This window comes from Planktothrix pseudagardhii (assembly GCF_904830925.1).
GTDB classification, from domain to species: Bacteria; Cyanobacteriota; Cyanobacteriia; order Cyanobacteriales; family Microcoleaceae; genus Planktothrix; species Planktothrix tepida.
In genome coordinates this window covers 534710-548337 of record NZ_LR882967.1, presented here as the reverse complement: position 1 = coordinate 548337, position 13628 = coordinate 534710, and the positions used below count along the sequence as shown (strand labels likewise).

Annotated in this window: 11 protein-coding genes and 1 tRNA gene; 5 read left to right on the top strand and 7 right to left on the bottom strand. The window is 41.0% G+C overall.

Annotated elements, in window-relative coordinates; translation table 11 throughout:
* The first annotated feature begins 10 nt into the window (after positions 1-10).
* Positions 11-778: a PHP domain-containing protein gene (locus NMK36_RS02335; RefSeq protein WP_139295195.1), complete on the top strand. Its 768-nt coding sequence runs from the start codon at positions 11-13 to the stop codon at positions 776-778.
* A 392-nt stretch (positions 779-1170) separates the two neighbouring features.
* Here the strand turns inward: NMK36_RS02335 and NMK36_RS02330 are convergent, their stop codons facing one another.
* The 4 genes from NMK36_RS02330 to NMK36_RS02315 all read right to left on the bottom strand — a co-directional run bounded on the left by NMK36_RS02330 (position 1171) and on the right by NMK36_RS02315 (position 5630).
* Entirely contained in the window at positions 1171-1908 is a 738-nt protein-coding gene (locus NMK36_RS02330; protein ID WP_254172903.1) for a response regulator transcription factor, read from the bottom strand.
* A 183-nt stretch (positions 1909-2091) separates the two neighbouring features.
* Positions 2092-3486 (bottom strand): argininosuccinate lyase, encoded by a 1395-nt coding sequence (gene argH, locus NMK36_RS02325; RefSeq protein WP_072722703.1) that lies wholly within the window; start codon positions 3484-3486, stop codon positions 2092-2094.
* Between the two features lie 605 nt (positions 3487-4091).
* Positions 4092-4916, bottom strand: a complete 825-nt coding sequence (gene mazG, locus NMK36_RS02320; protein ID WP_254172902.1) for a nucleoside triphosphate pyrophosphohydrolase — start codon at positions 4914-4916, stop codon at positions 4092-4094.
* A 42-nt stretch (positions 4917-4958) separates the two neighbouring features.
* A complete protein-coding gene (locus NMK36_RS02315) occupies positions 4959-5630 on the bottom strand; it encodes a metal-binding protein (protein WP_254172901.1) in 672 nt (223 codons plus the stop codon).
* Positions 5631-5706: 76 nt separating this feature from the next.
* Here NMK36_RS02315 and NMK36_RS02310 point away from each other — a divergent pair.
* Positions 5707-5778, top strand: a tRNA-Val gene (locus NMK36_RS02310).
* Positions 5779-6321: 543 nt separating this feature from the next.
* Here NMK36_RS02310 and NMK36_RS02305 read toward each other — a convergent pair.
* The 3 genes from NMK36_RS02305 to NMK36_RS02295 all read right to left on the bottom strand — a co-directional run bounded on the left by NMK36_RS02305 (position 6322) and on the right by NMK36_RS02295 (position 9956).
* Entirely contained in the window at positions 6322-7713 is a 1392-nt protein-coding gene (locus tag NMK36_RS02305; RefSeq protein ID WP_072722706.1) for a serine/threonine-protein kinase, read from the bottom strand.
* A 122-nt stretch (positions 7714-7835) separates the two neighbouring features.
* Entirely contained in the window at positions 7836-8870 is a 1035-nt protein-coding gene (locus tag NMK36_RS02300; protein ID WP_083580242.1) for a LysR family transcriptional regulator, read from the bottom strand.
* 96 nt (positions 8871-8966) lie between these two features.
* Positions 8967-9956 carry a LysR family transcriptional regulator gene (locus NMK36_RS02295; protein ID WP_072722707.1) on the bottom strand — a complete coding sequence of 330 codons (990 nt, stop codon included), beginning with the start codon at positions 9954-9956 and terminating at the stop codon, positions 8967-8969.
* 131 nt (positions 9957-10087) lie between these two features.
* Here NMK36_RS02295 and NMK36_RS02290 point away from each other — a divergent pair, with 131 nt between their 5' ends.
* The 3 genes from NMK36_RS02290 to NMK36_RS02280 all read left to right on the top strand — a co-directional run bounded on the left by NMK36_RS02290 (position 10088) and on the right by NMK36_RS02280 (position 13555).
* Positions 10088-10801: an NnrU family protein gene (locus tag NMK36_RS02290; RefSeq protein ID WP_072722708.1), complete on the top strand. Its 714-nt coding sequence runs from the start codon at positions 10088-10090 to the stop codon at positions 10799-10801.
* A 48-nt stretch (positions 10802-10849) separates the two neighbouring features.
* On the top strand, positions 10850-11227 hold the full coding sequence (locus tag NMK36_RS02285) for a thioredoxin family protein (protein WP_072722709.1): 378 nt from the start codon (positions 10850-10852) through the stop codon (positions 11225-11227).
* A 273-nt stretch (positions 11228-11500) separates the two neighbouring features.
* Positions 11501-13555, top strand: coding sequence for an NAD(P)H-quinone oxidoreductase subunit 5 (locus tag NMK36_RS02280; RefSeq protein ID WP_254172900.1), 2055 nt, complete (start codon positions 11501-11503; stop codon positions 13553-13555).
* Positions 13556-13628 lie beyond the last annotated feature (73 nt).

Here is a 13628-nt window from a genome sequence, read left to right as displayed (position 1 = left end):
TTAAGACGCTATGAGTGTTAATCTAACTTCAGCTTCTGAACTTTTGTCGAGGTGGTTTCACATCCAGACCGGATATGTGGAATCATCGTTATTGATACCTCCTGCCCAAAATAGGTTAGCACTGCAACAGGTCTTTCAAACCTTGAATGCCAGAAGTTGCCCAACGTCCTATAACTTTCACCTCCATACCCGACGTTCAGATGGCCAACTTGAACCGGATGAAGTCATGCAACAGGCGATTGATATTGGGTTAAAAGGACTGGCTATTACAGATCACCATACAACCCAAGGGTACAAAGAATCACAACAGTGGTTAGACAACTGGAAACAAAACCATCCCGAACTTGCGAATACAGCCCCTCAGTTATGGACAGGGGCAGAAATTAATGCTCAGTTATTGGGTGTAGATGTCCATATTTTGGGTTATGCTTTTGATCCTGATGCAGCTTGTCTGCAACCCTATCTGCAAGGTGATGCGGCTTTTTTAAAAACCGATGCCTATTATGCTGAAAACGTGATCGCTGCTATTCAAGGAGCAGGAGGGTTGGCTGTTTTAGCTCATCCAGCCAGGTATCGTCGTCCTTTCACTGAATTGATTGCAGAAGCGGCTCGTTTGGGAATAGATGGCATTGAAGTGTATTATGCCTATCGCCATACGAACCCTTGGTCACTTAATACAGAAATCGTCAACCCAGTTAAACAGTTAACCGATAGCTATGGTTTACTAAACACCTGTGGCACCGACACTCATGGTCGTGATATCTTACTTCGGATTTAAGTAATGATGCCAGTTCCTCAAATGTTGAGACAGGAGAGTTTTCCCTATTCTAAATAGGGTTCGACATTTTTTGGACGAACCCTATGCTTTGAGTTAATAAAAATACAAGAAGTAACTCAGGATTTCTGCTAATCATGCTTCAGTTAATTTTTCCCCCCTATAGAAAGTTAAACTCCACCTTTGAGGATCATCATTCCTAAAATTCCCATGAGAAGAATAAAGAACAGAACACTCATCCCGATGGATTGTTGTTCAGGTTGGGTTGAAGGTTTAGACACTTTCATCATCACTAAAAATGATAAGCTCTACTCCCTTACAGTAACAGATCTATATAACTTTTGAAGCAGAATCCTTATAAATTGTAAGTTTATGTAACCTTTCTTCAATATTCCTTATTCGGTTAAACCATGTTCAAGAGCATAACGCACTAATTCTGTCCGGCTATTCGTTCCCGTTTTGGTAAACAGACGACTGACATATTTCTCAACATTGCGAACACTGGTTTCTAAATTACGGGCTATTTCTTTATTCATTAATCCCTTTGCGACTAAATCTAAAACACTTTGCTCACGCGGCGTTAAATCAATTTTAATCGGGGCGGGGGTTTGATGAATTCCGCTTTTGCCTTTTAACATATTTTCAATGCGAGCAATTTGACCTGCTAATGTAGCAATATCTGGATTTCCATCCGCGGTACTACTCCGCAAAGCAGCTTGTCTTGCTAATAAATTTTTGACAATAACCACTAATTCTTCAGGATCAAAGGGTTTGGATAAATACGCATCACATCCAGCTTGATACCCTTGAATGCGATCACTTTTCATGCCTTTAGCAGTTAGAAAAACAACGGGTAACGCTTTGAAACGAGGGTCTTCCCGCATTTGTTGTAAAAATTGATAGCCATCGACTCCCGGCATCATAATATCAGTAATGACTAAATCAGGAAGATTTTGTTGCAACAATTCCCATCCTTGTTTAGCATTACTCGCCACATCAACGGTAAAGTTACTATCTTCTAAATAAGCTTGTACCGCTTCTCGCAGTCCCGGTTCATCGTCCACTAATAACAATCTAGCGGGAACTTGGGAAACTTCAGCCTCAGATGCAGGAGGATTGATTGAACTCGACATCAGATTAACCTAAATTCAACGTTTTTTTCACTTTAGCGAAAATTTTAATTCAATTATACTGATCCAAAGGACGGTTTTTACTTCCTTAACCGTACTTGATAAAATTATAAGATTATGTAAATGCAAAGAACGATCGCCTATTTTCTGGATCTGCGATCGCTCTTTCTCGTTTACCAAATAATATCAACAATTATTCAACCGTTGACGCGCATTTTCTAACGCTTGTTTTACCTGATTAAACCCAGTTCCGCCATAACTATTTCGAGCCGAAACCACTTGACGAGGTGCGATCGCTTCATAAATATCTGCCTCAAATTGAGGATGTAATTCTTGCCATTCTGCTAAGGTTAAATCCTTGAGTAATTTCCCGGCTTCTAAACAAGTTCTGACCACTTTTCCCACTAAATTATAAGCTTCTCGGAAGGGAATTCCTCGTGCGGCTAAATAATCCGCAACATCCGTTGCATTCGAGAAATCTTCCGCCACTGCTTCTGCTAAACGGTTAGTCCGAAATTCTATTCCTTCTTCCATTAAAATCGTCATGGATTCTAAACTGCCTTTCACCGTTTTAACTGCATCAAATAAAGCTTCTTTATCTTCTTGCAAGTCCTTATTATAGGCTAAGGGTAATCCTTTCATAATCACTAATAACCCTTGTAAATGCCCAAATACCCGCCCGGTTTTTCCCCTTACTAATTCAGGAATATCCGGGTTTTTCTTTTGTGGCATAATACTAGAACCCGTTGAACAGCTATCAGTCAAGGTCACAAAACTAAATTCCTGAGAAGCCCAAAGGGTAATTTCTTCTGCTAAACGGCTCAAATGTACCATAATTAAACTCGCAGCCGATAAAAATTCGATCGCCCAATCTCGATCACTGACTCCATCTAAACTATTAGCATAAACCTGCCCAAACCCTAATAATTCTGCACTATAATGGCGATCAATGGGAAAAGTGGTTCCTGCTAAAGCACCACTTCCCAACGGACAAATATCGACTCGTTTATACACATCTCCTAAGCGTTCCCAATCTCGATTTGCCATTTCCACATAAGCCAATAAATGATGGGCTAAACTGAGTGGTTGGGCGCGTTGGAGATGGGTATAACCAGGAATAAAGGTTTCAACATTTGTTTCTGCTAAATCTAATAACACTCGTTGAAAATCAACTAATTGTTGACGAATTTGTTGGATTTGATCTCGTAAATATAAACGGGTATCGGTTCCCACTTGATCATTCCGAGATCGCGCGGTATGGAGTTTCTTTCCTACATCTCCGACTAATTCCGTTAAACGACGTTCAACTGCAAAATGAACATCCTCCGCATCAACACCAGGGTTAAAGTTTCCGTCCCGATATTCTTGACGAATTTGTTCTAAACCGAAAACCAGTTTTTCGGCTTCTTCAGGGGTAATAATTCCTGTTTTCGCTAACATTTTGGCATGAGCAACTGATCCGGTCAAATCATATTCAATCAGTTGGATATCAAACCCAATACTAGCGTTAAACTCTGCAATGGCAGGATGCAGGGATTTTTCAAACCGTTGGCTCCAGGTTTTCGAGTTTGTTGGGGTCATATTCGGGCTTTTTCTGATTCTTTGTCAACTCTACATCTTGACATTCCCCCTAGCTGAAAGCAAGGGGATTCTTGATGGGAAATACTTTTGTCTCGGTTGCTACAAAATTACTGAAAAATTCACTAAGTTTAACAATACTATTGCTAAATTTTCTATAGTGCTACTTGAAGAGGGAACAGGGAACAGGGAACAGTAAGAAGTGAAAGAGTTTCAAGATTCACTCATTGTCCCAACTCTAAATTGAGTCATCAAGGGTGACACTGCATAAAATCTTGATTTTGTCAAGAGGCTGATTTGAAGCTTCAGGGAAACCTGGAAAAATTCGTGTTCTGTTAAAGCTCAATTGTGTCAGAAAATTATAACTTTTTACGAAAGAATGAGAGTTTTAGCCTTTATTTTGACGTTTAGACATAATAAACCCTTGACGGGTGTTTCCTTAAGTGTACCAGAACCCCCATGATTCCGTCAACTATTTGAGAGTAATTTTCAATAAAATATCAAAATTTCCTGACATTATTTTAAATAATAAAATTGTCTATATAAATAAAAAGTTTTATCTAATCTATAATGGCATCTGGGTGGGGAGACCCCACCCCTACAACGGATTATTTTTTGGCTAGGATGGCTTTTGCTTGTTGCCAGAGGGCATCAAGTTCTTCTAAACTGTATTCTGAGAAGGGGCGATCGCAAGCTTCCTCCAGTTTTGATAACCGTTGAATAAAGCGATGATTGGTTTCATGTAATCCCATATAGGGATCTAAATCATGCCAACGAGCTAAATTAATTAAGACAAATAAAATATCACCTAATTCCGCCTGTTGATGCTCTTTATCCGTTCTTTGAATAGCCTCCTTAAATTCAGCAACTTCTTCCTCAAATTTATCCCAAACTCCCTCAACGTTATCCCATTCAAAACCAATGGCTGCGGCTTTTTTAGAAATTTTCATTCCTGCCATTAGGGGGGGTAATTGTCGCGCATAACGGCTTAATTTAGAACTTAAATTCTGGGTTTCAGGTGTTTCTCCTTGTTCATTGGCTTTGATTTCTTCCCAATTTTGTCGAACTTCTTCCACACTATTAACCTCTACGTCACCAAAAACATGAGGATGACGACGAATTAACTTTTCAGTAATATTATTAGCGACATCTGCTATTGAAAATTGTTGAGTTTCGCTGGCAATTTGAGCTTGTAAAATTACTTGTAATAATAAATCCCCTAATTCATCTACAATGGCCTTTTGATCACCACTGCGAATAGCATCAACCACTTCATACGCTTCTTCAAGAATATAGGGAATTAACGTTTCTGGAGTTTGTTCTAAATCCCAAGGACATCCCCCCTCTGGCGATCGCAATTTAGCAACCACATCGATTAAATTTTGTAAGGCAATTAAGTTAGGAGTTAAAGTCATATTTTCAGCGTTGTTCATTACAAATACCTCTATTGTGATCTAAAACCAGGGTAAAAAACTTTATTTCTTAGAACGACGAGAAGATTTTTTAGAAGTTGTTGAATTTGATTTTGAACGTTGGGGTTTAATGGGGGGAAGTTCCACAGAAGCAGTTTTAGAAACTGAGCGTTTGCGTTTTTTCGGTTGTTCAGGTTCTAGGGTAGGGCGAGAAGTTTCTCCTATTTTTAGCCATTTTCTAAATTCCTTATAAAACGAGTTCGACCAATCACTAAAAGAATGGCTCATTGCTCCCATTTCTAATCCTAAATAAACCGCAATACATTCTCTGGGATAACGGGAGAGGGAACTTAAACTATTTTGAGCAATTTCTAAAGGATTTGAGGAAATCAGCCCTAAATATTCTGCAATTAGTAATCCCAAAAGCCCAATTAAACCAAGACCACCCCCTAAATAAAGAATCCTCAACGCCGTACCAATAAACGGCCCATGCGATAAAAAGGAGCGATGACGTAAACTATTTTGATAGGGAACCCAGAACCATCGCAACAGTCCCCAGCGTTGAAACTGTCGGGAGTCGATATCTAAATCTGGCCCAAACATTAACCCACTAAACAGGAAACTTCCTGTCACCAGAAAGGTTAAGTGACTGCTGCGAGTTTGGCTCCAGGTCAAACCCGCAATAAACGGTAAGCTCCAAAGGGTAATACGGTCGTGGGTTTGACCAGAGGGCATGGGGGATGAAAATTAAAAATTGCTAATAGGGTTGTGCTTCTAAAAGTTTATGTTATAATAAATTAATGTATGAATCGGGCGGTTAACTCAGCGGTAGAGTGCTTCCCTTACAAGGAAGAGGCCACAAGTTCGAATCTTGTACCGCCCATTATTGATTATAAACTTGTAAGCCTTTCATTATAAGGGAAGCACTCTACACTGAGTTAACAGCCCTTACTTGTATCCAGTTAGTTATTCTTCAAGGATACAAGATAGATACAAGTTTGACAGTAACCCTTCACATCACCTTTACCCTTACCGGGGCTATCAACTTTCAGATTTACTTCCAGTTGTATGTACTTAGGGAAGTCAGCAGAACTTTTTGCCGGCAGTAAAAATTTTCTCCCCAATCCGTAAGCTCAAAAATGGCTCTCCTGTACCTATGGTGATAAGTAAATCTTATAAAGAAAGACAAGCTAGTAGCTTTTCACGCATCATCTCAAAATTTTTGAAGCCATAGCTTTGACAAAGAATTAATAAGTCTAATTTAAGAACAATAAAACTTTCTTGTTCTTGACAAGTGAACACCGTAATATTCGCTTATGTTGAGCAAACGCTCTAGTTGAAAGTCCATATTCAGTCGGAGTGTAAAACGTAGCTTACGCTACATTTTACACTATTTATTGAGGAGAGCCGTTTTTTCATCCTAGGTTTATAAAATTCGCTGTAGAATCAGATAAACTAACCGAAATAAAGCGGTGACAGCCACAGCGAATATAGCCGTTATTAAAGGAACTATGATTAAAATCAAATAAAATTTGAGTTTTAATAAAATAAAATATAAAATTCCAATCGATATAAAAGGGATAATAATAAAATCAATTCCTCTTTCAATCCAATGGTGATATTGAGCCAATATTAATCCACTCAAACCGACTAAAATTAAAACTAATAGTAGAATAGGGTTAATATTAAAAACCTTAAATAAGGCAAATCCTAAGCAACTGAAAACCCCTAATTCAAACCCGGTAAACGCCGCACCCGATAGCAATTCTAAGGGAGAAGCAAAACGATTACTGACAGCAGGTTGTAGTTGGGTTGTGCGAGGAGAAACCACAGGAGATGGAACTGGGGAAGGTTGAGGAATGGCTAGAATAGAAGGGGGATTTAAAGCACTTAAAACTTGGGGAGCGGAACCAAAGCGATCGCTCGGTGTCGGTAATAACATTTTATCTAAAATTGCAGCTAATTCATCGGAAACCGAAACAAATTGTTTCCATCGCCATTGATCACTATAACTATCAAATAACTCTTGGGGTTCTTTTCCGGTTAATAATACCAGACAAGTTGCCGCCAACGCATATAAATCTGTTGAAGGAAAGACCGTATATCCTCGCATTTGTTCAGGGGGAGCGAACCCTAATGAATAAATTCCCGTCGAGGTTCCCCCCGGACTTTGGGTGACTTGTTTAACCGCCCCAAAATCTAATAAATGTAAACGACCTTGATAATCCCGCATAATATTAGAGGGTTTAATATCTCGATGAATCACATCATGATCATGAACAAATTCCAGAATTTTGAGAATTTCTTCTAACACTTCTTGAACTTCTGCTTCTGAAAATTGTCCTTTTGCAGCGAGTTCCGTTTCTAAGTTTTCGCCATTAATATATTCTTGAACAATATAAAAAAATTGTTGGGGTTTCGAGGAATGCCATCCCGGTGCTTCTAAGGGAAAATAGGCAAATAAATCGGGAATTTGGGGATGTGTATTGCCCAACTGTTCCAACACATGAGCTTCTCGTTCAAATAGCATTTGTGCTGTTGCTAATTGTTGAGAATTGAAATCTGAGGAGGGTTGAAATTGCTTAACAACACAATATTTAAGGGTGGGAGATCGACGATCTTTGGCTAGAAATGCCGTCCCAAATCCCCCTTTTCCTAATAATCTTTCTGGGAGATACCGACCATCTAAAATTAACGGCATTCCACAGGTTGTACAAAATTTTTGCTGCACCGTTTTGAGGGTCATTTGATCCTCTAAATCTATAAAATTATTGCGATCAGCACCCAAACAACCTGGACGAGTACAGTAAATTTTCATAGGATTTTGCAGAAATAGGGAACAGGAAATCGTTATTATTTTTCCATTTTTTGATAAAAATAATGATCATTCAGGATGCTTTTTTAAAAGGAGATTTCGGAAAACCCTAGCAATTTTCAGAATTAAAGTTCTGGTTCCTGGGGATCGTTTAAATCGGAAGGGGGAATAAAGGTGTCAAACGCTGTCGATTTTTTAGCTGCATTTTGAGAAACCTCTTGAGTGTTTAACATCCAATCTTCGGGGGTAAATAAAGGTAAAATATCCCGACTAAAGGCTTCAGCCGCCTTGGATTGATAGCGATTAGGATTAACAATAACTGAAAGCATTCGTTTGACCACAACATCTTCAATCATAACTCGGTGTAAAACGTTCATTTGTAGTTCTTTTTCAATCGCCGAAGTCGAAACAAATGCAGCCCCTAATCCCGCTTGTACCGTATTTTTAATCGCTTCAATAGAATTTAACTCCATTTCCACTTTCAGACAACGGGGGTCAATTTCACATCGGGTTAAAACTTGATCAATGACTTTGCGAATGGTTGACTGAGAATCCAAAGCAATAAATTGTAGTTGATACAAATCTTCTTTTTGAATTGTATTTAATTGGGCGAAGGGATGGGACGGAGGAATAATTAAGGCTAATTCATCTTCAACATAAGGTTGAATCGTTAACGCATCTTGTAATTCCGGTGGAACTTCTCCCCCAATAATCGCTAAATCAATTTGTCCATTCGATACACTCCAAGCCGTTCTTCGAGTTGAATGAACGTGTAACTGTACCGCCACATCAGGATATTTTTCGCGAAATAATCCAATCATGCGTGGGAGTAAATAGGTTCCGGTGGTTTGGGATGCACCCACAATTAATGTTCCGCCTTGAAGATTTTGTAAATCCTCGATCGCGCGGCAGGTTTCCTGACATAAACTCAGGATTTTTTCGCCATAATTCAAAAGTAGATGTCCGGCTTCTGTTAATTTTGCTCTTCGTCCTCCCCGATCAAATAAAGGAACACTTAACTGTCGTTCTAAATTTTGCACTTGTAAACTAATGGCGGGTTGAGACACATATAAACTATCCGCGGCCCGCTTAAAACTTCCCTCAGCCGCGATCGCTTTGAGAATGCGTAATTGATCTAAGGTAAAAGGAACATCTGTCATTGTTGGAAAGGGTAAAAAATTTAGGTTAAAATCCTGTAGAGAATTAGAGCATTACCTCAGCACTAAATCTCACCAGTTAGAAAAAATGGGATAAAATTAATCCGATAAAGGCAATGCCGTATAGTCCAGAGGATGCTGGATATCAATAGAATGTTGGTTAAAGTTAGGGCTGGCAAATTTAGGTAAAATTTCATTGGTAAACGCTTCAGCCGCCTTTGATCGATAGCGATTGGGATTATAAATCACAGATAAAGTTCGTTTAACAATGACTTGATCAATTTTAACGCTTTGGATCACTCCCATTTGCAATTCTTTTTCAATGGCAGAGGTAGACACGAACGCGACCCCTAATCCCGACTGAACGGCATTTTTAATCGCTTCAATAGAACTCAGTTCCATTTCTAATTTAAGCTGGGTGGTATCAATTCCACACCGCGTTAAAACTTGATCAATGACTTTACGAATGGTGGATTGAGAATCCAAAGTAATGAATTTTAACTGATATAAATCCTCTTTGAGAATGGTTTCTTGTTGGGCAAATTCATGGGAAGTTGGAACAATCAACGCCAGTTCATCCTCAGCATAGGGAACAATTTCCAACGCCTGAGCCAGTTCCGGGGCAATTTCACCCCCCACTATCGCTAGGTCAATTTGTCCATTCACCACACTCCAAGCGGTGCGTCGTGTCGAATGAACGTGTAACTGTACCGAAACATCGGGGTATTTTTCCCGAAATAAACCGATCATCCGGGGGAGCAAATAGGTTCCGGTGGTTTGAGACGCCCCAATGATCAAAGTTCCCCCTCGCAGATTTTGTAAATCGTCAATGGCGCGACAGGTTTCTTGACACAGGGACAAGACTTTTTCACCATAACTGAGGAGCAGATGACCTGCTTCGGTCAGTTGAGCGCGACGTCCCCCGCGATCAAATAAGGGTACATTTAACTGTCGTTCCAGATTTTGTACCTGGAGACTGACAGCCGGTTGGGAGACGTACAAGCTATCAGCAGCGCGTTTAAAGCTGCCTTCAGCCGCAATGGCTTTGAGAATGCGTAACTGATCTAAAGTGAATGGAAGGTCAGACATATTCCTCAACCTCGGTAAAATCAGGAAGCGTGATGGCTATTAGGTTTGGGGATCAAGTTCTTTCAGCATACTGCGGGATGATCTGTATTGAAATTAACTTTATTATCTAACTAAATCGAGAAGAGGTAAAAATGTCCGAGAATTGGCTGACTCCGAGCCATTTTGTCATGGTTGGGTTACTGTTGGGATTTGCGATCGCCCATAGTGGGTTAGCAGCATTACGGCCTTGGGGAGAAGCGAAAATTGGCCCGCGATTCTATCGAATTTTATTTGCGTTAGTGAGTATCCCCTTTGCCACCGTCCTGATTATCTACTTTTTTAATCACCGTTATGATGGATTACAGTTGTGGTCTGTGCAGGATGTTCCCGTTGTTAAACCCATTGTTTGGGTGTTATCAGCGATTTCCTTTATTTTTCTGTATCCGGCCACCTTTAATTTGTTAGAAATTGCCGCCATTGCTAAACCGGAAGTTCATCTGTATGAAACGGGAATTATCAGGATTACCAGACATCCGCAAATGGTGGGTCAAGTGATTTGGTGTATCGGTCATACCTTGTGGATGGGAACCAGTTTCACCTTGTTAACCTCCCTAGGGTTAGTTTTGCATCATTTATTTGCAGTTTGGCATGGCGATCGCCGTTTGTTCGCTCGTTATGGACAATCCTTTGAAACCGTGAAATCTCGGACTTCTGTGATTCCCTTCTTAGCCATTGTCCAAGGTCGTCAAACCTTTGAATGGAAGGAGTTTTTTCGCTGGGCTTATTTAGGAGTCGGTCTTTTTATTCTCCTACTCTGGCAAGCTCATCCACTATTAATTCGTGCCACAGGTAACGTAGACTGGTAGCATGATCCCAGGGATATAAAAACATTCATTAATAAAATTCGAGGGATCATGCTATTGTCCGTCAGTGAGCAGATGTTTACGCAAGAAGTTCTCGAAGCTTCTACTCCCGTGCTTGTGCATTTTTGGGCGCCTTGGTGTGGACTGTGTAAGCTGATTATGCCTCAACTGCGTCAATTCCAAGAGGACTGGCGGGGCAAAGTCAAGCTGGTTGCTGTTAATGCAGATCAAAGTTTAAAATTAGCCACCACCTATCGCCTACAAACGTTGCCAACTTTGATTGTTTTTGATCGAGGCCAAGTGTTATATCGACTCGACCATTTCCAAGGACGAGAAGATTTACGTCGTAGTCTGGATTCGTTTATGGTGAGTTATCAAAGTTGTCAACAAACTCGCCAAACCCAAGAAGTTTTACCCTTGGAAGCTTGAATCAGTTATCAGTTATCAGTTATCAGTTATCAGTTATCAAGTATCCGCATCATCAGTTATCAGTTATCAATTATTAAGGCAATTAACCTTAGATACCTAACTCCCACCTCCTGTAAACCCTAGTCTATTGTTTGGTGAAGTCTGCCCTACACATCCTGAGTTAAGACTTCCTCAGAAAGATTTCAGGAATTTTTACCCATAAGGTTCATACTCTATGTCAAAATTATCAACAGTTTTGGCAAGTTCATTAAGAACTATAAAGTTGACATTGTTATGGAACCTCTCTATCAATATGCCTGGTTAATTCCCGTGTTGCCCCTATTAGGTGCAGCGCTGGTTGGAATTGGGCTAATTTCCTTCAACACCGCCACTAATAATTTGAGACAAGTTTGTTCAACCTTTCTCGTCTCGCTGTTAGGGGCATCAACGGTACTCGCTTTCGCCCTATTGTGGAGTCAACTCCAAGGTCACGCGCCCTACACTCATATCATTGAGTGGGCAGCAGCAGGGGACTTTAGACTGACGATGGGTTATACCATTGACCATCTAGCGGCGGTAATGCTGGCGATTGTAACGACGGTAGCATTTCTCGTCATGATCTATACCGATGGTTACATGGCCCATGACCCCGGTTATGTACGATTTTATGCCTATCTGAGTTTATTTAGTTCTTCCATGTTGGGGCTAGTGATTTGCCCGAACTTAATTCAGGTTTATATTTTCTGGGAACTGGTGGGAATGTGTTCCTACCTGTTAATTGGGTTCTGGTACGACCGCAAACCTGCCGCCGATGCTTGTCAAAAGGCATTTGTCACCAACCGGGTTGGTGACTTTGGCTTACTGTTAGGAATGTTAGGAATTTATTGGGCCACCAATACCTTTGATTTTGGCTTGATGGGAGAACGTCTGGAACACGCAGTGGAAACGGGTTCCCTCAGCATGGGTTTAGCGACCTTCTTCGGGGTGTTAGTCTTTCTTGGCCCCGTTGCTAAATCGGCTCAATTTCCCCTGCACGTTTGGCTTCCCGATGCCATGGAAGGCCCGACTCCGATTTCTGCATTAATTCACGCGGCCACGATGGTAGCCGCCGGGGTGTTTTTAGTCGCCCGGATGTATCCCGTTTTTGAAGGATTTCCGACGGTGATGAATATCATCGCCTTTACGGGTTGCTTTACGGCCTTTTTAGGCGCCACCATTGCCTTAACCCAAAATGATATTAAGAAAGGGTTAGCGTATTCGACGATTTCCCAACTGGGTTACATGGTAATGGCCATGGGAGTAGGAGCTTACAGTGCTGGACTGTTCCACCTGATGACCCATGCTTATTTTAAAGCCATGTTATTCCTGTGTTCCGGTTCAGTGATTCACGGGATGGAGGCTGTTGTTGGACATGACCCGATTTTAGCCCAGGATATGCGTCTGATGGGCGGGTTACGCAAATATATGCCCGTCACCTCCGCTTGTTTCTTAATTGGAACCTTAGCGATATGTGGAATTCCCCCCTTTGCGGGTTTTTGGTCTAAGGATGAAATTCTCAGTAATGCCTTTGCTGCGAACCCGATGTTGTGGTTAGTCGGTTGGTTAACGGCTGGGATGACTGCCTTCTATATGTTCCGAATGTATTTCATGACCTTTGAAGGCAAATTCCGAGGCAATGATAACACGATTCAAAACAGTTTATTAGCGGAAGCCAACGGCCCCCAATTTGCCTTTGGCCCTGGGGCGATGAACCCGGAAGAGTTAAACCAAGGTCATGATCACGGTCATAGCCATGATCCCCATGAGTCCCCCATTACGATGACCTTACCGTTAATGTTGTTAGCGGTTCCTTCAATATTAATTGGGTTTGTGGGAACGCCCTTTAACAATATATTTGAGTTGTTTGTTCATGCTCCTGGGGAAAGCCTCAAACAGGTTCAGGAACATCTGGCGGAATTTGACTTAACGGAATTTTTGATTATGGCCGGAAGTTCCGTTGGTATTGCCTTAGTGGGGATTACGATTGCCTATTTAATGTATTTGGCAGGTAAAATTGATCCGGCTGCGATCGCCAAACAATACCAATCCCTCTACAATTTCTCAAAAAACAAATGGTATCTCGACGATATCAACGAGGTGCTATTTGTTCAAGGTAGCCGTCGGTTAGCCCGACAAGTGATGGAAGTAGACTATCGGGTTGTCGATGGAGCCGTTAACCTGACCGGGTTAGTCACTCTGGTTACGGGAGAAGGCTTAAAATACCTGGAAAATGGTCGTGCCCAATTCTACGCTCTGATTGTATTCGTCGCCGTCCTCGGCTTTGTTGTGTTCTCAGGAATTACCGGATAAATCCTCTTCTGAGCGGGGTTTCTCCTCCCCTGACGGTTAAGGGTCAATAGTTAACAATCAAGCTGAAATTAAG